General features: G+C 71.2%; 18 protein-coding genes and 2 pseudogenes. 8 read left to right on the top strand and 12 right to left on the bottom strand.

Going from position 1 to position 19,796, the window contains the following annotated elements:
* Positions 1-97 precede the first annotated feature (97 nt).
* The 3 genes and pseudogenes from AB0M52_RS12615 to AB0M52_RS12605 form a co-directional block, all read left to right on the top strand.
* Positions 98-592, top strand: a pseudogene (locus tag AB0M52_RS12615) (3' terminal RNA ribose 2'-O-methyltransferase Hen1); the annotation flags it as partial.
* Positions 593-665: 73 nt separating this feature from the next.
* Complete coding sequence (locus AB0M52_RS12610; RefSeq protein WP_363952610.1) at positions 666-3,191, top strand: polynucleotide kinase-phosphatase; 2,526 nt, start codon at positions 666-668, stop codon at positions 3,189-3,191.
* A gap of 89 nt (positions 3,192-3,280) precedes the next feature.
* Positions 3,281-4,216, top strand: a complete 936-nt coding sequence (locus AB0M52_RS12605) for a DUF368 domain-containing protein (RefSeq protein ID WP_363952608.1) — start codon at positions 3,281-3,283, stop codon at positions 4,214-4,216.
* Between the two features lie 51 nt (positions 4,217-4,267).
* Here the strand turns inward: AB0M52_RS12605 and AB0M52_RS12600 are convergent, their stop codons facing one another.
* The 8 genes and pseudogenes from AB0M52_RS12600 to clpB all read right to left on the bottom strand — a co-directional run bounded on the left by AB0M52_RS12600 (position 4,268) and on the right by clpB (position 12,464).
* Complete coding sequence (locus tag AB0M52_RS12600; protein WP_007454255.1) at positions 4,268-4,645, bottom strand: metalloregulator ArsR/SmtB family transcription factor; 378 nt, start codon at positions 4,643-4,645, stop codon at positions 4,268-4,270.
* A gap of 57 nt (positions 4,646-4,702) precedes the next feature.
* Positions 4,703-5,233 (bottom strand): orotate phosphoribosyltransferase, encoded by a 531-nt coding sequence (gene pyrE, locus AB0M52_RS12595; protein WP_363952606.1) that lies wholly within the window; start codon positions 5,231-5,233, stop codon positions 4,703-4,705.
* A 169-nt stretch (positions 5,234-5,402) separates the two neighbouring features.
* Complete coding sequence (locus AB0M52_RS12590) at positions 5,403-6,212, bottom strand: SDR family oxidoreductase (RefSeq protein ID WP_363952614.1); 810 nt, start codon at positions 6,210-6,212, stop codon at positions 5,403-5,405.
* Positions 6,213-6,418: 206 nt separating this feature from the next.
* A pseudogene (locus AB0M52_RS12585) lies at positions 6,419-6,976 on the bottom strand (hypothetical protein); the annotation flags it as partial.
* A gap of 77 nt (positions 6,977-7,053) precedes the next feature.
* Positions 7,054-7,905, bottom strand: a complete 852-nt coding sequence (locus AB0M52_RS12580; RefSeq protein WP_363952605.1) for a hypothetical protein — start codon at positions 7,903-7,905, stop codon at positions 7,054-7,056.
* A gap of 145 nt (positions 7,906-8,050) precedes the next feature.
* Entirely contained in the window at positions 8,051-9,307 is a 1,257-nt protein-coding gene (locus tag AB0M52_RS12575; RefSeq protein ID WP_363952603.1) for a hypothetical protein, read from the bottom strand.
* A gap of 69 nt (positions 9,308-9,376) precedes the next feature.
* Positions 9,377-9,751, bottom strand: coding sequence for a hypothetical protein (locus AB0M52_RS12570; protein ID WP_363952601.1), 375 nt, complete (start codon positions 9,749-9,751; stop codon positions 9,377-9,379).
* 121 nt (positions 9,752-9,872) lie between these two features.
* A complete protein-coding gene (gene clpB / locus AB0M52_RS12565) occupies positions 9,873-12,464 on the bottom strand; it encodes an ATP-dependent chaperone ClpB (protein ID WP_363952599.1) in 2,592 nt (863 codons plus the stop codon).
* 184 nt (positions 12,465-12,648) lie between these two features.
* On the opposite strand from clpB, the gene AB0M52_RS12560 reads away from it, so the two are divergent.
* Positions 12,649-13,701 (top strand): Fic family protein, encoded by a 1,053-nt coding sequence (locus AB0M52_RS12560; protein ID WP_363952597.1) that lies wholly within the window; start codon positions 12,649-12,651, stop codon positions 13,699-13,701.
* 203 nt (positions 13,702-13,904) lie between these two features.
* Positions 13,905-14,123: a winged helix-turn-helix domain-containing protein gene (locus AB0M52_RS12555; RefSeq protein WP_363952595.1), complete on the top strand. Its 219-nt coding sequence runs from the start codon at positions 13,905-13,907 to the stop codon at positions 14,121-14,123.
* A 49-nt stretch (positions 14,124-14,172) separates the two neighbouring features.
* Here the strand turns inward: AB0M52_RS12555 and AB0M52_RS12550 are convergent, their stop codons facing one another.
* Complete coding sequence (locus AB0M52_RS12550) at positions 14,173-15,306, bottom strand: hypothetical protein (protein WP_363952593.1); 1,134 nt, start codon at positions 15,304-15,306, stop codon at positions 14,173-14,175.
* 31 nt (positions 15,307-15,337) lie between these two features.
* On the opposite strand from AB0M52_RS12550, the gene AB0M52_RS12545 reads away from it, so the two are divergent.
* The 3 genes from AB0M52_RS12545 (at position 15,338) to AB0M52_RS12535 (ending at position 17,658) form a co-directional block, all read left to right on the top strand.
* A complete protein-coding gene (locus AB0M52_RS12545; protein WP_363952591.1) occupies positions 15,338-15,838 on the top strand; it encodes a TrkA C-terminal domain-containing protein in 501 nt (166 codons plus the stop codon).
* A gap of 7 nt (positions 15,839-15,845) precedes the next feature.
* Complete coding sequence (locus tag AB0M52_RS12540) at positions 15,846-17,060, top strand: cation:proton antiporter (RefSeq protein ID WP_363952589.1); 1,215 nt, start codon at positions 15,846-15,848, stop codon at positions 17,058-17,060.
* A gap of 169 nt (positions 17,061-17,229) precedes the next feature.
* Complete coding sequence (locus tag AB0M52_RS12535; RefSeq protein WP_363952587.1) at positions 17,230-17,658, top strand: hypothetical protein; 429 nt, start codon at positions 17,230-17,232, stop codon at positions 17,656-17,658.
* A 91-nt stretch (positions 17,659-17,749) separates the two neighbouring features.
* Here AB0M52_RS12535 and AB0M52_RS12530 read toward each other — a convergent pair whose 3' ends face one another.
* The 3 genes from AB0M52_RS12530 to dnaJ all read right to left on the bottom strand — a co-directional run bounded on the left by AB0M52_RS12530 (position 17,750) and on the right by dnaJ (position 19,723).
* Positions 17,750-17,968 (bottom strand): hypothetical protein, encoded by a 219-nt coding sequence (locus AB0M52_RS12530; protein WP_363952586.1) that lies wholly within the window; start codon positions 17,966-17,968, stop codon positions 17,750-17,752.
* 119 nt (positions 17,969-18,087) lie between these two features.
* The gene (locus AB0M52_RS12525; RefSeq protein ID WP_363952585.1) at positions 18,088-18,528 is read right to left on the bottom strand and encodes a MerR family transcriptional regulator; all 441 of its coding nucleotides are present in this window, start codon (positions 18,526-18,528) and stop codon (positions 18,088-18,090) included.
* Positions 18,529-18,556: 28 nt separating this feature from the next.
* Positions 18,557-19,723 (bottom strand): molecular chaperone DnaJ, encoded by a 1,167-nt coding sequence (gene dnaJ, locus AB0M52_RS12520; protein ID WP_363952612.1) that lies wholly within the window; start codon positions 19,721-19,723, stop codon positions 18,557-18,559.
* Positions 19,724-19,796 lie beyond the last annotated feature (73 nt).

The raw sequence follows: 19,796 nt of genomic DNA, 5'->3' as shown, positions 1-19,796 counted from the left end.
GGACCGGTGCGGGGCAAGTCCATGTTGGCGCCACAGGTCCGCGATAAAGTTGTGCGACACCCTGATGTCTTCGTGTCTGGCCAGGTAGTTCGCCACGCTGATCGGGGACCGCCGGTTCACCGAGATCGTCGGCACCGACGTCTCCACCCAGGCACTCGCCGTGGCCGCCCGCCGGCTGCGGCTGGACCGGCTTCCGGAGCGTCAGCGCAACCGCGTTCTGCTCTGGCAGTCCGCACTGACCTACCGGGACGACCGGCTGCGCGGGTACGACGCGGCGGTCCTGATGGAGGTCGTCGAGCACCTCGATCCGCCCCGGCTGCCGGCGCTGGAGGACGCCGTCTTCGGCCACGCCCGGCCGACCACGGTCGTGGTGACCACGCCCAATGTCGAGCACAACGTCCGCTACGAGGGCCTGCCGGCGGGCGCGTTCCGGCACGCCGACCACCGGTTCGAGTGGACCCGGGCCGAGTTCGCCAGCTGGGTGGAGCGAATCTGTGCCACGTACGGCTACTCGGCCGCGCTGCACGGCGTCGGCGACGACGACCCGGAGGTCGGCGTCCCCACCCAACTGGCCGTGTTCACCCGGACCTGATGTTAAGAAGGGGCCCTTGCTCTACCGGAGGCGTTAAAAAGGGGCCCTTCCTTACCTCCAAGCAGGAGTGCAGATGACCGTCCTGGAAATTCCTGAGCTGGCGCTGGTGGCGCTGGTCGGGGTCTCCGGCTCCGGCAAGTCCACCTTCGCCCGCCGGCACTTCGCGCCCAGCCAGGTGCTCTCCTCGGACGCCTTCCGGGCGATGGTCGCCGACGACGAGAACGACCAGTCCGCCTCCGCCGAGGCTTTCGACGCGCTGCACTACGTGGCCGGCAAGCGGTTGCGCGCCGGCCGGCTCACCGTGGTCGACGCGACCAACCTCCAGCCGCACGCCCGGGCCGCGCTGGTCCGGGTGGCCCGGGAGCACGACGTGCTGCCGGTGGCGATCGTGCTGGACGTGCCGGAGGCGCTGGCCTGGGAGCGCACCGATGCGCGGGTCGACCGCACCTTCGGTCGGCAGGTGCTGACCCGGATGTCCCGTGACCTGCGCCGCAGCTACGCCCAGCTGGCCCGGGAGGGCTTCCGTAAAGTGCATGTGCTGCGCGGGGTCGACGAGATCGACGCCGCCGAGGTCCGGTACGAGCGGCTGTTCAACGACCGGCGGGAGCTGACCGGGCCGTTCGACATCGTCGGCGACGTGCACGGCTGCCGCGCCGAACTGGAGGCGCTGCTCGTCCGGCTGGGCTGGCAGCTGCACCGCGACGACGCGGGCCGGCCGGTGGACGCGACGCACCCGTCGGGGCGTACCGCCGTGTTCGTCGGCGACCTGGTGGACCGCGGCCCGGACTCTCCCGGTGTGCTCCGCCTGGTGATGGGCATGGTCGCGGCCGGGCACGCGCTCTGCGTGCCCGGCAACCACGAGCAGAAGCTGTTGCGTAAGCTGCGCGGACGCAACGTGAAGGTGGCCCACGGGCTGGCCGAGACGCTGGAGCAGCTGGAGGCCGAGCCGGCGGAGTTCGCCACCGACGTGGCCACCTTCGTCGACGGGCTGGTCAGCCACTATGTGCTCGACGGCGGCCAGCTGGTGGTGGCGCACGCCGGACTGAAGGAGGAGTACCAGGGCCGGGCCTCCGGCCGGGTACGGGCCTTCGCGCTGTACGGCGAGACCACCGGCGAGACCGACGAGTACGGCCTGCCGGTGCGCTACCCGTGGGCGCGGGAGTACCGGGGCTCGGCCATGGTCGTCTACGGCCACACCCCCACGCCGGAGCCGGAGTGGGTCAACAACACCATCTGCATCGATACCGGCTGTGTCTTCGGCGGCCGGCTGACCGCGCTGCGCCACCCCGAGCGGGAGCTTGTCTCGGTGCCGGCGGAGCGCGAGTGGTACGCCCCGGTCCGCCCGCTGACTGCCGCGCCGGCCCGACCCGACGAGGTGCTGGAGCTGACCGACGTGGCCGGCCGGCGACACGTGGAGCACGCGTACGGCTCGCTGACCGTGCCGGCGGAGAACGCCGCCGCCGCGCTGGAGGTGATGAGCCGCTTCGCGGTCGACCCGCGCTGGCTGGTCTGGTTGCCGCCGACCATGGCGCCCTGCTCGACGTCCAGCCTGGACGGCTATCTGGAGCACCCGGCGGACGCGTTCGCCGACTACCGGGCGGCCGGGGTGGACCGGGTGATCTGCGAGGAGAAGCACATGGGCTCCCGCGCGGTGGTGCTGGTCTGCCGGGAGCCGGACGGCGGCCCGTTCGGGCCGGGCGGCGGGGTGGTGCACACCCGCACCGGTAGGCCGTTCTTCGGCGCACCGCTGGACGCCGGACTGCTCGACCGCGTCCGCGGCGCGGTGACCGCCGCCGGGCTCTGGGACAAACTGGACACCGACTGGCTGCTGCTCGACTGCGAGTTGCTGCCCTGGTCGGCCAAGGCCGGCGGGCTGATCCGCGAGCAGTACGCCGGGGTCGGCGCGGCCGGCCGGTCCGCACTGCCCGCGGCACTGGCAACGCTGGACGCCGCGGCCGGCCGTGGGTTGGACGTCGGCGGCCTGCGGGACCTGATCGCCCGTCGCCGGGACGACGTGGTCGCCTACAGCGCGGCCTACCGGGCGTACGTGCGACCGACCGACGGTCTGCGCGGGGTGACCCTGGCCCCGTTCGCCGTGCTCGCTGGCGGGAAGACCAGCTACGCCGACCGCGACCACGGCTGGCACCTCGCCCTGGCCGACCGGCTCTGCGCGGCGGACCCGGAGTTCTTCACGCCCACCCGGCGACAGGTGGTCGACCTGTCCGACGCCGAGGCGGTGCGCGCTGCCACGGACTGGTGGCTGGCGCTGACCGCCACCGGCGGCGAGGGCATGGTCGTCAAGCCGTACGCCGGCCTCGCGGCCCGCAGCGAGCGGGGCTCGCTGCTCCAGCCGGGGATCAAGTGCCGGGGGAGGGAGTACCTGCGGATCATCTACGGCCCCGGCTACACCGAGCCCGACCAGTTGGCCGCGCTGCGTCGCCGGTCGCTGGGGCGTAAGCGGGGACTGGCCCTGCGTGAGCACGCGCTCGGCCTGGCCGCGTTGGACGCCCTGGTCGGCGGTACGCCGCTGTGGCGCCGGCACGAACTGGTCTTCGCGATCCTGGCCTGCGAATCCGAGCCGGTCGACCCGCGACTGTGACCGGGCAAGGTGGACGATGGCGAACGCCCCGGTAACCTGGGCCGCCGTACGGGACACCTGGCCGATCAACTTACGGAGCGTAATTTTTCATGGCATTGGGCGAACGGATAGGCCACGGTTTGCGCGGCGCGGCAATCGGCGTGGCCGAGGCCGTGCCGGGAGTCAGCGGCGGGACCATCGCACTGGTCACCGGAGTGTACGAGCAGCTCATCGCGTCCGCTGGTCACGTAGTGAACACCGTGCGGTACGCAGCTTCCGACCTTCCACGCGGACGCGGCTGGACGCGGGCCGGGCACCAGTTGCGGCAGGTCCACTGGATGGTGGTCATCCCGTTGCTGATCGGCATGCTGCCCGGCCTGCTGCTCGCGGCGAAGTTGCTGGAGCCGCTGTTGGCCGACCATCCGGAGCAGACCCGGGGGCTCTTCCTCGGGCTCGTGCTCGCCTCGGTGCTGGTGCCGATCTCGATGATCGGCAAGCCGTGGCGGGGCGTCGAGGTGTTCGCCCTGGTGGCCGCCGGGGTGGCCGCGTTCGTGCTGACCGGCCTGCCGCAGGCCACCATCGAGCCGCATCCGCTGGTCGTGCTGGTGGCGGCGGCGGTCGCCGTATGCGCGCTGGTGCTGCCCGGGGTGTCCGGGTCGTTCCTGCTGCTGACCGTCGGCCTGTACGAGCCAACCATCACCGCAGTCAACGACCGTGACTTCGGCTACCTGGCAATCTTCGCGGCAGGCATGGTCATCGGCCTGTCACTCTTCGTCAAGCTGCTCCAGTGGCTGCTCGAACAGCACCGCCGGATGACCCTCGCGGTGATGGCCGGCGTGATCCTGGGCAGCCTGCGGGCGCTGTGGCCATGGCAGTCCGAGGACCGCACCCTGCATGCGCCCGGCGACGGCATCCTGTCCATCACCGCGCTGTTCCTGCTGGGCATCGCCGTGGTCATGGCAATGGTCATCGCCGAACGTCGCCGGCTGAGCCGGGCTGCCCGGGACCTCACCGAGGAGACGTACGAAATGCCGCAGGTTCGCTGACGCCCACCGCTTGGTGGCTGCCCGGCTGGGCGGCCACCAAGCGGTTCCGGTTCAGCGAGCCTTCTTGGTGGCCCGCTTGCGCGGCGGGGTCAGCAGGTCGGCGATCGTGGCGATCGCACTCGGGACCAGCCGGTAGTAGGCCCACACACCGCGCTTCTCCCGCTCCAGCAAGCCGGCCTCGGTAAGGATGCGCAGGTGGTGGCTGACCGTCGGCTGGGAGAGGCCGAGCGGCGCGGTCAGGTCACACACGCACGCTTCGCCCTCGGGCGCCGACTGGATCAGGCTGAGCAGCCGTAGCCGGGCGGGGTCGGCAAGGGCCTTGAGGACCCCGGCCAGCCGCTCGGCGTCGGCGCGTTCGATCGGCTCGCCGGCAAGCGGCGAGATCTGAGGCATAGTCATTTCGGCCAACGCAGTTCCCACGTATTCCATCCTTCCACCAGCAGCATCGATCCGCCTGCATATCAGCAGATCCGAATCGGCAGACTTTTACGCCACAAGGCCGAGGTCAGCCAACGTATAGGCCGCCCGGTACGGCAGTCCGGCGGCTCGCACCGCGTCGCCAGCGCCACGATCAACGATAACCGCCACCCCCGCGACCTCGGCCCCGGCCTCGCGAAGAGCCTCGACGGCGGTCAGCACACTTCCGCCGGTGGTGGAGGTGTCCTCCACCGCCAGCACCCGACGACCGGCCACGTCGGGACCCTCGATCCGCCGTTGCAGACCGTGCGCCTTGCCCGTTTTCCGGACCACGAACGCGTCCAACGGGCGCCCGGCGGCGTGCAACATCGACAGTGCGATCGGATCGGCGCCCAACGTCAGACCACCCACCGCGTCGTACGACCAGTCGGTGGTCAACTCCCGCATCACTCGACCGACCAACGGTGCCGCCTGGTGATGGAGCGTGACGCGCCGCAGATCGACGTACCAGTCAGCCTCCTGCCCGGAAGAGAGCACCACCCGCCCATGGACCACAGCCAGGTCGGAGATGAATTTACGCAGGTCGTCGTGGTCCCCCATGGCGATAGAGGGTACTGCGGAAGTCTGTGTGCCGCGTGCGCGGGCTACCTGCGGCAACCCTTCCGAGGGACCGATGAGTGGCGATGCGCGACTACGCTAAGTCGATCATCGCTGTCGGTCGAGTGACATCGAGCAGGCTGGACCCGACCGGCACCGCCCCGAGCGACGGTCAGCCCCGATCGCGGCCGATGCGCCCCCGGGTATCCCGGCCGACCTTTTCGAGCAGCCGGCGCGGCGCGTGCCGCAGACCCGCCACGGCCAGCTTGTACTTCCACGACGGGACACTGACCAACTTGCCTTTGCCCAGGTCACGCAGGGCTTCGTCGACCACGGCCGGGGCGCTGAGCCACATCCACTCGGGAGTCTTCGACATGTCGATGCCGGCTCGCTGGTGAAACTCCGTCCGGGTGTAGCCGGGGCACAGCGCCATCACCCGTACGCCGAACGGGCGCGCGGACTGGCCGACGGACTCGCTGAAGTTGATGACCCACGCCTTGCTGGCCGAGTACGTCGAGCCGGGCATGACCGGGCCGAATCCTGCGACGGAAGAGACATTAATCACTGCCCCGCTGCGTCGTTCGGTCATCGTATGCAGCCCAGCGAGGGTCAGCCGCATCACCGCGTGCACGTTGAGTCGGAGCAGCCGGGCCTCGTCCTCCGCCGACGACCGGAGGAACGGGGTGTTCAGACTGATCCCGGCGTTGTTGACCAACAGTTCGACGGGCGGATCGTCGGCCAGCCGCCGCTCGACCTTCGCGCAACCGTCGTCAGTGGACAGGTCGGCGGAGATGGTCTCGACCTCGACGCCGTGCCGGCCGGTCAACTCGGCCGCCTGCGCGGCGAGCCGGTCCGCGTCCCGGGCGACGAGCACCAGGTGCCACCCGTCGGACGCGAGTCGTCCGGCGAACGCCGCCCCGATACCCGCGGTCGCCCCGGTGATCAACGCCCGTCGTTCGCTGGTCGGCTGGTCGGGCGTCACGGGGTCGGGCCTCACGGGCGTCCTCACCTCGGCGGATGCGGGGGCGACGGCGGCGCCCCGGGCGGCGGATAGGGCTGGTACGGCGGCGCAGCGGGCGGATACCCGGACGGCGGGTACCCGGACGGCGGGTACCCGGACGGCGGTGCCGGCGGTTGGTAGGGCGGCGGCGGCGCGGGTGGCTGGTGCGGGGGTGGGGATGCCGGACGACGACGGAACCAGGCGTTGGCCGGAGGCATTGCCAGCAGCACGGCTACCACAAGGTAACCGAGCACCTGGCCGACCGAAAGGGCCACGGTGAGCGGGATCCACCAGGACGGGTAGGCATCCGCGACCAGAGCGACCAGTTCGGCGACGGCCTGGTCATCGCCGAAGTCCAGCGGCGTGGCGCGCTGGACGCCCACGGCCACGATTCCGCAGCAGCCGAGAAACATGCCCAGCACGGCGACCACCCAGGTCGCCACCCGGGCACCGGGCCGACGACCGGCCAGGCCGAGCGCCAGACCGGCGAGGAGCAGCCCGACGAGCACGCTCAACACCGCCGACAGCACCACCGAGCCGCGCAGCAGGTTGACCACCGCGTCGACCTGGCTGGCGTCGGCCGAGGTGCCGACGGCCGCCGCGCGGAACCGGCTCACGGTGCCGCCGACGGTGGCCAGACCGGCCACGGCGTACCCGAGCGCGCCGAGCGCCATCACCGCCAGCACCACCACCGCCAGCACGACCACGGCCGGTCGGCGGGCCGGCGCCTGTTCGGGGTACGACACGACGAGTCCCTCCGGTAGGCGTTCGGGATGCAACCTACTCGGAGGGACCGTCACAGTCGCGCTTAACTCACCGGCGGTCAGCTAGGGCGGTCAGCGGGCGGCGGTTGCTCACCGGGCTGCTCCGGACCACCGGTCGGTGGGTTCTGCCCGGTCGGCCCGCCGGGCTGGCCGCCAGCGGGCGGCTGACCGGGGGCAGCCGGGTAGCCGGGGGTGGCCGGGTAGCCGGGGGTGGCCGGGTAGCCGGGGGTGGCCGGGTAGCCCGGCTCGGCCGGCTGCTGCGGGGTACCCGGGTACCCCGGGACCGGCGGGTAGCCGGGCTGGCCCGGGTAGCTGCCGCCGGGCATCGGCGGCTGCCACTCCGGTGCCGGCTTGCGGAAGAAGGCGTTGGCCTGCGGCAGCGCCAGCAGGATCAGCGCCGCCAACACCGAGATCAGGCTGATCGCGCTGAGCAGGTAGCCGACCGGGGTGACCCAGGACGGCAGGGCTTCCTCCAGCCGGCGCTGGACCTCGTCCGCGCTGGGCATGTCGCCGCTGCTGTCGGTCGGCGTGCCGAGGCCACCAGCGAGGTTGCCGACCAGGCCAAAGCCGGTGCAGCAGACCAGGATGCCGCCGACGATCCAGGTGGCGATCCGGGAACCGTTCTTGCCCCGCAGGTTCACCAGACCCAGACCGAACAGCGCGAGCGCCGCCACCAGCATGAAGATGGCGGTGCCGACGCCGACGACCACCACGACGTCGGCGACGCCCTCCATCCCGTCGGCCGCGCTGCCCGCGTAGGCGTCCTCCATCACTTCACGAACGGTGCCGAGGGTGGACAGCGAGATGACCACGCTGATCAGTTGGCAGACCGCGAACAACAACAACAGGTAGGTGGATATCGTCACCACGCTCGGCCGCGACCGGGCCGGGGTGCTCTGAGGATCGACCATCTTTCTCCTTCCCTGGAACGCGCTTCACCGTATCGGCAACGGGCCATCTCGGCACGACACAGCGTCACCCGGCGGCGCGTCACCCGCTGACAGTGCCGGCCGGGGTCGACCAGACGGCCGACGGTGCCGGTGCGGGCCACGCCCACTACCGGCTCTGCCCGCCTGATCCGGCACCGCCTTGGTCGCCACCGTCCGGCTCGGTGGTGCTGCCACCGGACGAGGGGCCACCGAAAGCGGGTGCCTCGCCAGCGGCGGGTGGCTGGGCGACGGCGGGTGGTTCGCCGGCAGTGATTGGGTTGGACGGCGTGGTCCCGGCAGGCGGGGTGGTCTCCTCAGACGGGGTGGCTTCCGCGGACGGGGTGGCTTCCGCGGACGGGGTGGCCGCCGCAGACGGCGCAGCCGGGTTCTGCGCGCGGTGGGCCAACGGATCCGGCCACGTGCCGGGCGGGGCCGGATACCCGGGCGGGGCCGGATAGGCAGTCGCGGCCGGATAGGCGGGCCATGCCGAGTATCCCGCTGGGTCCGGATAACCGGGGACCGCCGGATAACCCGGTGCTGCCGGATAACCCGCCGGGTAGCCGGGCGGTGGTGCGTAGCCGGGCGGTGGTGCGTAGCCGGGCGGTGGTGCGTAGCCGGGCGGTGGTGCGTAGTCCGCTGGCGGGAGGTAGCCGGGAGCCAGCGGGTAGCCGGCCGGCACGGCGTAGGCGGCGAGGTGCGTGGCCGGGAGGCCGGCTGCGCTGGACAGTCGCGGCGGTGCACCCTGCTCGGTCTTCGGCACGAACCAGCGGTGCGCCGGTGGCAGCGCCAGCAGCAGCCCCACGGCCGCGGTGAGCAGCAACAGCGCCACCACACCCAGGCCGGTCAGCGGGAAGAGCACCCCGTCGAACGGGTCCTGCCCGTACAGGGCCTCGCTGAAGTCCGACTCCTGCCAGAAGTCGTCCTCGGGCGGCAGGTCGTCGACGTAGGGATCCTCGGTTACGGCAAGCATGAAGCCGAACGGCAGCAGGAACGAGGCGAAGCAGGCCGGGACGGCGCAGAGCAGCAGTTGGGCTCCGCCGGCCACGAAGACCATGATCCGGGCGGTGTTGCTGCCCTGGCGTACCCGGGGCGCGGTCAGCGCGTACGCGAGCGCGAACAGCAGGAGGGGTACGGCGAGGACCATCGACATGGTGATGTTGGTCCAGCGCTCACCGCGTACCTCGTCCGGGTCGGCATCGGGAACCTGCCGCACAGCCCGGTCGATCGCGGCGTCCCAGTGAATCGCTTCGACAACTACCAGGGCGACGAGTCCGAGCAGGACCAGCGCGGCGGCGAGCTGGAGCCAGAAGGCGACGGTGACGGTGGCCGGGCGAGGTGGTCGGGGCGGGGGAACAGCGGCCAGAGACTCGGCGGTCGCGGTCATGGCACGGACGGTAAGGCCCGGCCGCAAGCGCGGGCAGCACCGATCGGACGGACTTGACCGGCGGATGGATCATGCGCCGGCGAGCCGCTCCGCGGCGTACTCCCCGACCGTCGTGCTGTCCATGACGCAGCCGGTGGCGGTGTGCAGCTCCGCCGGATCCGCGCGCAGCGCGGTCCAGGCCGCCCGGCCGGCCGCCGGGTCGAGCTGCTCCAGCAGGGTGGCGGCGTACACCCGGCCCGCCGGTTCGGCGGTCGCCAGCAGGTGGTCGAGCTGGTCGCGTACCTCCTCCGGGTGGTCGGCCGCAGCCGCCGCGACCCGCTGGTACGCCTCGGTCTCCGGCAACAGCGACCCCACGATCCCCACTCCACCGAACGCAACCCTGCCCGCCACGGCGAGTTCCGCGACGGCCGCCGTCAACTCCAAGTCCTTCTCGCTCCCCGACATGCCTCCCATCCTCGCCCCGACGGCCCGGATCCGCCCGTCAGAACGTGCGGCGTCGGCCCCGATGGACCGGGCCGAGCCGGATGCGGGAACCCAGGTCGTGGGCCCCCGCACCGGGCAGCGGTCAGGCGGCCGTCACCGCAAGGCCGTCCTTGCCGTCGGCGAGGTCGACCCGCACCGTGTCGCCGTCGCGGATCTGGCCGGCGAGCAGGGCCCTGGCGAGCTGATCGCCAATCGCGGACTGGACCAGCCTGCGCAGCGGGCGCGCGCCGTAGATCGGGTCGTAGCCATGCTCGGCGAGCCAGGCGCCCGCGGTGTCGGTGACGTCCAGCGACAACCGACGGTCCGCGAGACGCTTGCGCATCCGCGCCAGCTGGATGTCCACAATGGCCCGCAGGTCGTCACCTTGGAGGGCGGCGAAGACCACGATGTCGTCGAGCCGGTTGAGGAACTCCGGCTTGAAGTGCGCCCGGACCACCGCGAGGACGCCCTCGCGGCGCTGCTCCTCGGCGAGCGTCAGGTCGCCGATCACCGAAGACCCGAGGTTCGAGGTGAGGATCAGGATCGCGTTGCGGAAGTCGACCGTGCGGCCCTGACCGTCGGTGAGCCGGCCGTCGTCGAGCACCTGGAGCAGGATGTCGAAGACGTCCGGATGGGCCTTCTCCACCTCGTCGAGCAGGATCACCGAGTACGGGCGACGGCGCACCGCCTCGGTGAGCTGGCCGCCTTCCTCGTACCCGACGTAGCCGGGCGGGGCACCGACCAGGCGGGCCACGGAGTGCTTCTCGCCGTACTCGCTCATGTCGATGCGGACCATGGCCCGCTCGTCGTCGAAGAGGAACTCGGCGAGCGCCTTGGCCAGCTCGGTCTTGCCGACCCCGGTCGGGCCGAGGAAGAGGAAGCTGCCGGTCGGGCGGTCCGGATCGGCGACGCCGGCCCGGGCCCGGCGTACCGCATCGGAGACCGCGGCGACCGCCTCGGCCTGGCCGACCACGCGCTCGCCCAGCGACTCCTCCATCCGCAGCAGCTTGGCGGTCTCGCCCTCCAGCAGCCGGCCGGCGGGGATGCCGGTCCAGGAGGCGACGACGGCGGCGATGTCGTCCGCGCCGACCTCCTCCTTGAGCATCGCGCCGTCGGACTGGAGCCGGGCCAGTTCCTCCTCGGCCCGGGCCAGGTCGGCCTTGAGCGCGGGGATGCGGCCGTACCTCAGCTCGGCGGCGCGTTCCAGCTCGCCGTCGCGCTCGGCGCGCTCGGCCTCGCCACCGAGCCGCTCCAGCTCCTCCTTGGCGGTGGAGAGCTTGGTGATGTGGCTCTTCTCCAGCTGCCAGCGCTCGGAGAGCGCGGTCAGCTGCTCACGCTTGTCGGCCAGTTCCTTGCGTAGCCGTTCGAGGCGCTCGGCCGAGGCGGCGTCCGGCTCCTTGGCCAGCGCCATCTCCTCGATCTCCAGCCGGCGCACTGCCCGCTCGATCTCGTCCACCTCCACCGGCCGGGAGTCGATCTCCATCCGGAGCCGGGACGCGGACTCGTCGACCAGGTCGATCGCCTTGTCCGGCAGGAACCGGTCGGTGATGTAGCGGTCGGAGAGGGCGGCGGCGGCGACCAGGGCGGCGTCGGTGATGCGTACGCCGTGGTGCACCTCGTAGCGCTCCTTGAGCCCGCGCAGGATGCCGATGGTGTCCTCGACGGTGGGTTCGCCGACCAGCACCGGCTGGAAGCGGCGCTCCAGAGCCGGGTCCTTCTCGATGTGTTCGCGGTACTCGTCCAGCGTGGTCGCACCGACCATGCGCAGCTCACCGCGGGCCAGCATCGGCTTGAGCATGTTGCCGGCGTCCATCGAGCCCTCGCCCTTGCCGGCACCGACCACGGTGTGTAGCTCGTCGAGGAAGGTGATGACCTGCCCATCGGAGTTCTTGATCTCCTCCAGCACGGACTTGAGTCGCTCCTCGAACTGGCCCCGGTACGACGCACCGGCCACCATCGCGCCGAGGTCGAGCGAGACCAGCTTCTTGTCGCGCAGCGACTCGGGCACGTCTCCGGCCACGATCCGCTGGGCCAGCCCCTCGACGATGGCGGTCTTCCCGACACCGGGCTCGCCGATCAGGACCGGGTTGTTCTTGGTACGCCGGGATAGCACCTGGATCACCCGGCGGATCTCGGAATCCCGACCGATCACCGGGTCGATCTTGCCGTCCCGGGCGCTCGCGGTCAGGTCGACGCCGTACTTGGCCAGGGCCTGATAGGTCTGCTCCGGGTCGGCGGTGGTCACCCGACGGTCCCCGCCACGAACCGTGGGGAAGGCGGCGACCAGGGTCTCCTCGGTGGCACCGGTGGCCTTCAGCGCACCGGAGACGGCGCCACCGACCCGGGCCAGCCCGGCCAGCAGGTGCTCGGTGGAGGTGTATTCGTCGCCGAGCGGCCGGGCGATCTGCTCGGCTGCGCCGATGGCGTTGACGAACTCGCGAGCCAGAGTCGGCTCGGCGATGCTGGAGCCGCGGGCGGCGGGCAGCGCCTCCACGGCGCGTTGGGCGGCCCGGCGCAGCTCGGCCGGGTCGGCCCCGACGGCGCGCAGCAGACCGGCCGCAGTCGAGCCCTCGGTGTCCAGCAGCGACAGCAGCAGGTGCCACGGCTCTACGGTGGCGTGCCCACGCTGGTTGGCCAGGGCGACGGCACCGGTGATGGTCTCGCGGCTCTTGGTGGTGAGGCGTTCGCTGTTCATGGGCTCCCCTGGATCGGTGTGTCCACTGGTACCGACAGAACCAGAGTTGAGCCTATTCCACTCAAGATCGAACCTGTGATCTACACCACTCCGAAGCACTCGGCACGGCACGTGGAACTACCTAAGGAAATTACTAAACTACATAGTGGGCTAGAATTCTATGTAGTTTGCCGTGGGAGATGCCATGCGAAGCTTCGCCGACTTGGACCGCAGCATCGGTCGGGTTCCCGGCTCGGTCGTGACGGCGCTGCGGACCGTGGACACCGGACGCGGGTCCGAGGCGCTGTACCGGGATCAGCTGCCCGGCCTGCTCAGCCAGTTGGCCGACCGGGCGCGCGTCGCCAGCATCACGGCCTCGTCCGCCATCGAGGGCATCGTCGTTTCCGACGGCGCCCGGGCCGACCGCATCCTCGCCGGCCGTGTCACCAACCTGCGCAATCGCAGTGAGCAGGAACTCGCCGGCTACCGGGACGCTCAGGACTACCTGTTCCAACGGCCTTGGCAGCCACTGAACTCGGGACTCCTGCTCCACCTACACAGGCTGCTGTTCGCGCACACAGCCGCCGAAGGAGGCCAGTTCAAACACGAGGACAACCTGGTCGTGGACAGGGCTGCCAGCGGCGAGCTGACGATTCGGTTCCGGCCTGTGCGCGCCTCGGACACACCCTTCTTCGTTGCCGAACTGATCGACCGCTACCGGGCAGAGGTCGCGGCGCAGCATCATCACCCCGTACTTCTCGTCGGGCTGTTCGCTCTCGATCTTCTCGTCATCCATCCGTTCGAAGATGGCAACGGCCGGGTGACTCGGGCCCTCACCAACGCCCTCCTCATGGACGTGGGCTACTCAGTCCCGAGGTATGTCAGCCTGGAGCAGCAGATCGCCTCCAGCGCGGACACCTACTACCGAACCCTGCTGGAGTCCACCCACAGCTGGCACGACGGACAGGCAGACTCCTGGCCGTGGCTGAGCTACTTCGTCGACATCCTGGCCGCCGGGTACCGCACCTTCGCCGAACGTGCGGCCTCCGACCGGGCGGACGGCTCCAAGCAAGACCGGGTACGCGACTACGTGCTCAATCACGCCCCCGTCACCTTCCGCGTCGCCGACATCCGCACGGCACTTCCTGGAGTCAGCGATCCGACGATCCGCGTCACCCTGGATCGCCTTCGTCGAGAGGGCGCCATCGCCTCGGAAGGCCTGGGTAGGGCAGCGTCCTGGCGACGCCTGCCTTCGTGATTCGCGGCCCGGTTGCCGACGGCCCGATGGGTACATGGAGCCTGTCGAGCTGAACCGTTTACGCGTTCAACGGGGCAGCCGGGCGGTGCACGGGGTCTCGTGGTCGGCGCGGAGCACGCAGCGCCGGCCAACGACCAACGTCCGATTGCTTGAGATTGGAGGCTCCCGCGTGATCGAATGCGCACGCCATCCGGGGAGTGTGTATGCCCAAGCAGCAGTATCAGGTGCTCGCAGACGAGCTGCGGAGCAAGATCGAATCAGGCGAGTGGCCGCCCGGCACGAAGCTGCCGAGCAGGGCCCAACTCTGCAAGGAGTACGGCGTTTCGGACACCGTGGTCGGCAAGGCCATGATGATCCTGCGTGCGACCGGACTCACCGAGACGCTGGAAGGTGTCGGCGTTTTCGTCGCCGACAAGCCGTGAGTCCTGGCATGGGGCGATCGAGGACGGTCTTGCCGGGTGTGCGGGCGGGTCAGTCCGTTTCGAGGGTTACGGCTGTCCAGGTGCGGTCGGCGATCTGGCCGGTGCCGAGCAGGACGCCCGCCGACGTGCCCGCGACAAGGGTGCCGTCGGGCAGCAGCCGCAGGTAGTGCTCGTTGGTGAGCGGCCAGGGCAGGTCGACGTACCGGTCCTCGGCGATCGCGCCCGCACCCCGAGGACTGACCACCGCCACCACCCCGGCGCCGAGCGGGACCGCCCGCCCCGACTCCGGGTGCCCCTGCACGGACACCAGTTGCCAGTCCCGGGCCCTGAACCGCCACAGCGCCGGGAAGCCCGTCCGGTCGGGTCGCTCGCCGATCAGCCAAAGCTCGCCGGACGCTGCGTGCAGCCGGAGTATGCCCACCTCGCCCTCGGGCGCGGGCACCGGAATTCGCTGCCAACTCCGCCCCTCGTCCCAGGAAGTCGCGGCGTGGAGTCGGCCGTCCTCACTCGCTCCCGCCGCCACCACCAGCCCGCCGTACACGGTGCCGTCTCCGGTCATCATCTTTCCGTCGGTCTGCATGACCGTGTTCAGCACGGGCAACGGTGGTTGGGTGGGCACCGGCCGCAGTGCGTTGCCATCCCATACGCCGACCTTTCCCGAGTCTTCGATGAGCTGAAATCGCCCCTGGGCCGCCTGCCACTGCGGGGGCGGGGTCTCGCCCTTGCTGTGCCGGAAGGTCTTGCCGCGGTCAGTGGACGTCCACCAGCCGTGCGGCTCGGCCCACAGGGCCAGCACCCCGGGGGCGACGTAGAGCTGCTGGTTGTCGGCGACCGGCTTCGGGTGGCGCAGCCGCTGCCAGGACCGGCCGCCGTCCCGCGTCGCGAACAGCAGGGCGCGGCAGTCGGGGCCGGGCGGTTGGCCGTCGCACGCACCGAAGAGGGCGTACCCCTGATTGGCATCGATGAACTCGACATGCGGTGGGTCGTACCGCTCGGGGACGGCGAGTCGCGTGTTGCGGATCTCCGCGACGGGCTCGGGGGACGACGGTGGTCCGGTCGGGGTCGCGCTCGGCGGTGTCGGCACCGGCGCGGGCGGGGTCCGGCGGACGTCCCCGATGGAGCAGCCAGCCAGCGCCACTACCAGGGCAGACAGGACCAGACAGCGGGTTCGGCGCACAAACATTCCGCCTCCGTCGCGAGAGTAGCCTGAGCGCGTGCGAGTACGTGTCGAACAGACTGCCCTACCGGGGATCGGCGTACGTCACGACATGGTGACGGAATCCGGCCGCCGGCTGGGGGTGGTCTCCCACCGCAACGGTCGCCGCGACCTGGTCCTGTACGACCCGGACGACCCGGACGGCTGCTCGGCGGACATTCCGCTCACCGACGACGAGGCGGAGGCGCTCGCCGACATCCTCGGCGCGTCGCTGATCCTCGGGCAGCTCTCCGGGCTGCGCGAGCAGGCCGCCGGGCTGCTCACCGAGCAGATCGCGATCCCGGCCTCCTCGCCGTACGTCAACCGGCCGATGGGCGACGCGAAGATTCGTTCCCGTACGGGTGCCTCGATCGTGGCCGTCCTGCGCGGCGGCGAAGTGATCGTCTCGCCGGTGCCCACCTTCCGCTTCGCGGCGGGCGACGTGGTGGTGGTCGTCGGCAACCGGCAGGGCCTGGACGGGGTGGGGGCGATCTTCGCCGACAACGACCTCACCGGCTGAGGCGCGGATGCACGATTTCACCAGCCTGCTCATCGAGGTGGGCGCGCTGCTGTTCCTGCTCGGACTGCTCGGCCGGCTCGGCCGCCGGATCGGGCTCTCGCCGATCCCGCTTTACCTGCTGGCGGGGCTGGCGTTCGGTCACGGCGGCGTCCTGGAGCTGAGTGCCAGCGAGGAGTTCTTCGCCATCGGTGCGGAGATCGGCGTGATCCTGCTGCTGGTGATGCTCGGTCTCGAGTACTCGGCGGACGAACTGGTCGGCAGCCTGCGGTCGGCCGCGCCGGCCGGGCTGATCGACGCGGTGCTCAATGCGCTGCCGGGCGCGGCGTTCGCCCTGCTGCTCGGCTGGGGCTGGGTGGCCGCCGTGGTGCTCGGCGGGATCACCTGGATCTCGTCCTCCGGCGTGATCGCCAAGATCCTGGCTGACCTGGGCCGGCTCGGAAACCGGGAGACGCCGGTGATCCTCTCGGTGCTCGTGGTCGAGGACCTGGCGATGGCGTTCTACCTGCCGCTGGCGACCGCGCTGCTGGCCGGCGTCGGATTGGTCAAGGGCGGCGTCGCGCTCGGGATCGCCGTGCTGACGGTGGTCACGGTGCTGGTGGTCGCACTCCGCTACGGCAATCTCATCTCCAAGGCCATGTCCGCAGACAACGCCGAGGCGCTGCTGCTCGGGGTGCTCGGCCTGACCCTGCTGGTGGCCGGGCTCGCGGCGAAGCTCCAGGTGTCGGCGGCGGTCGGCGCGTTCCTGGTCGGCATCGCGCTCTCCGGCCCGGTGGCCCACCACGCCACCGAACTGCTGACCCCGCTGCGCGACTTGTTCGCCGCCGTCTTCTTCGTCTTCTTCGGGCTGGCCACCGACCCACGGCACATCCCGCCGGTGCTACTGCCCGCCCTACTGCTGGCGGTGGTCACCATGGGGACCAAGACGCTGACCGGCTACCTGGCGGCGCGGCGGGTCGGCATCGCCGAGCCGGGCCGCTGGCGGGCCGGGCTCGCGCTGGTGCCCCGGGGTGAGTTCTCCATCGTCATCGCCGGGCTGGCGGTGAGCGCCGGCAGCGTCGAGCCGAAACTGGCGGCGCTCGCCGCGACGTACGTGCTGATCACGGTCGTGACCGGGCCGATGTTGGCCCGGCTACCGGACTTCGCCTGGTTCAAGCGGTGGCTGCGGGCCCGGGCGGCGCTGCAGCGGGCCCGGACGGCGGCTTCAACGGCGGACCGAGCGTGACGGCTGACGGTCGGGTCGACCGTCCGGTCGACCCGACCCGTCCAACAGATGCCGAATTGCTTCCTGGAGGGGCTACCCGTACTCACCGGTACCGCGTTACCGTGTCGCCCCAGCAGCCAGGGTTCGCGGTGGGCCGACGCCTCCGCGGGCGAGAGCGGAAGGTCGGCCGGTGAGCGTGCAGGAGTCAACGTTCCACGGCTTTGCCAACCCCGTCGACCCGACCCCGGCGGAGTTGCGAGCGTGGGCGTACCACCCCGATTCGGTGCCGTTGACGTCCATGCCGCCGGACTGGGACCTGTTGGTTTCCGGTGACCGGCTGGTGATGACGCTGTTCGAACTGGCCATGGACGGAAGCTGTCCGGCTCGCCGGTTCGCGCTGCACTGCCTCTACATCTACGCCGCCGACGGGATCCGGACGAACTTCCGGGCCCACCCGAAGCGGCGCTTCCGCAAGCTGGTGGACCAGGCCGAGCGGAACGGCGACGAGATGATGCGTACCTGGGCGCACAACAGCCGGACCCTGCTGTCCCGGCCGGATCTGTTCGTCTACCGGGACTGGTGCGAGGGCGGCCTGGTTCGGGAGGGCCGGCGGCTCTAGGTCGTCCTGGCTTCTTGCGGTGAGGTGAGGCCCGGGGACGGCGAACGGGCCGGGACCCCCCGTGGCTCCCGGCCCGCACGTCGGCGGATCGTCAGCGTGCCGATCCGCCCCGCTCGCGGCGATGCTGCCCGGAACGCGCCTGGCCCGAGCCGTGGCCGCCCTGACCGCCCTGACCGCTGAACCGGCCGCTCTTGATCTGGTCGGCGAAGCGCCCCTTGGTGATCCGGTCGAATCGCATTCGGACGTCCTCGGCCAAGCGGTCGAGCCGATGCTCCGCCGATTCGGCCACCTTCTTCGCCGATTCCGTCATGGCTCCCCCCGCCAGATCGGAGTCCGGATTGGGATGGTTGGACCTGATTTTTCGAGGCTAACGGAGACAACCCGGCCCGCGCTCGGGTTTCGCGAATTCCGCCGGGGCGGCGGGGTAGGTCAGCGGCCGGGGCTGCGGCGGGGACGCCAGACAACCAGGGCGGTGGAGGTCTGGTTGGTCGGGACCAGGTCGCGGCCGGGGAAGCGGGCCAGCGACTCCAGCTCGGCCATCCGGCGGTACGCCGCCTCCAGTTCGGCCTCCATCTGGGCGACCCGTTGCTGCGCCTGCTCCAGCAGTCGCTCCAGGCCGATGATCCGCTTGATCCCGGCGAGGTTGACCCCGTCGTCCTGACTGAGCCGCTGCACCTCGCGCAGCAGCACCACGTCCCGGACGCTGTACCGGCGGCCACCGCCGGCCGCCCGGCCGGCCTGGACCAGGCCGAGCCGGTCGTACTGGCGCAGCGTCTGCGGGTGCATCCCCGCCATCCGGGCCGCAACCGAGATCATCAGCACCTTGGCCTCGTAGGCAGGGTCATCCGAACCGACGAACCCGTCCGCCATCCCGCTCACCTCCGCACCGCTTCACCGATCAACCGAATCGACGCACCCGCGCGTCAAGATGTTCCCGGGCCGCCGGCGGGGTCTGCGCGGCGAACGCCTCGAGCGCCGCCCGCGCCTCGTCGGACACTCCCGCCGGCACCACCACGTCGAGCGTGACCAGCAGGTCGCCGACCTGACCGTCCCGGCGGCTCACCCCCTTGCCGCGCGCCCGCAGGATCCGCCCGCTCGGCGTACCCGGTGGCACCCGTAGGGTCACCGCCCCGTCCAGGGTCGGTACCCGCAGGTCGGTGCCGAGCACCGCCTCCGCGAACGTGATCGGGACGGTCAGCGTGAGGTCGTCACCGGCGCGCCCGAAGATCTCGTCCGGCCGAACCTTGACGTGCACAAACAGATCACCCGCCGGGCCGCCGCGCTCGCCCGGTTCGCCTCGGCCGGCCAGCCGGATCCGCTGGCCGTCGGCCACCCCGGCGGGGAAGCGGACGTTGAGCGTACGGGTCTTGGTCACCCCGCCGGTGCCCTGGCACTCCGGGCACTTCTCGTCCACCACCGTGCCGACGCCCTGGCAGTTGCGGCACGGCTCGGAGAAGCTGAACGCACCCTGGTTGCGGGTGGTCACCCCGGCGCCCTGGCAGACCGGGCAGGTCTTCGGCTGGGTGCCCGGCTTGGCGCCGTTGCCGTGACAGGTGTCGCAGACCCCGGGGGCCCGCAGCGTCAGCGGCAGGGTCACCCCCCGGACGGCGTCGTGGAAGTCGAGCACCACCTCGGTCTCGACGTCGCGACCTCGCGCCGGACCGGGAGCGCCTCCGCCGCCCGCGCCGCCCGAGAAGATCGAGCTGAACAGGTCGGAGATGCCACCACCGGCGAACCGGCCACCGCCCGACGGCGCGCCGCCGAACAGGTCGGAGACGTCGAACGGCACACCGCCGCCCGGCTGGCCCGGCTGGCGCGCACCGCGCCGGAACGCGCCCGAGCCGAACAGCGAACGCATCTCGTCGTACTCGCGGCGCTTCGCGTCGTCGCCGAGTACCGCGTACGCCTCGGAGACCGCCTTGAAGCGCTCCTCGGCCTTGGGGTCACCGGGGTTGTGGTCCGGATGCGACTCGCGGGCCAGCTTCCGGTACGCCTTCTTGATCTCGTCGGCGGGGGCGGTCTTCGCCACGCCCAGGACCGCGTAGTAGTCCTTCTCGATCCGGATGGCCGTGCAGCGGACCGGCGAGGGCGACGAGACCAGCACCGAGACGGTGACGCTCAACTCGATGAAGGCGCTG

Source organism: Micromonospora sp. NPDC051296 (assembly GCF_040682255.1).
Taxonomy (GTDB): domain Bacteria; phylum Actinomycetota; class Actinomycetes; order Mycobacteriales; family Micromonosporaceae; genus Micromonospora; species Micromonospora craterilacus.
The sequence above is the reverse complement of the archived record's forward strand: the minus strand, read 5'-3'. Positions and strand labels throughout refer to the sequence as shown.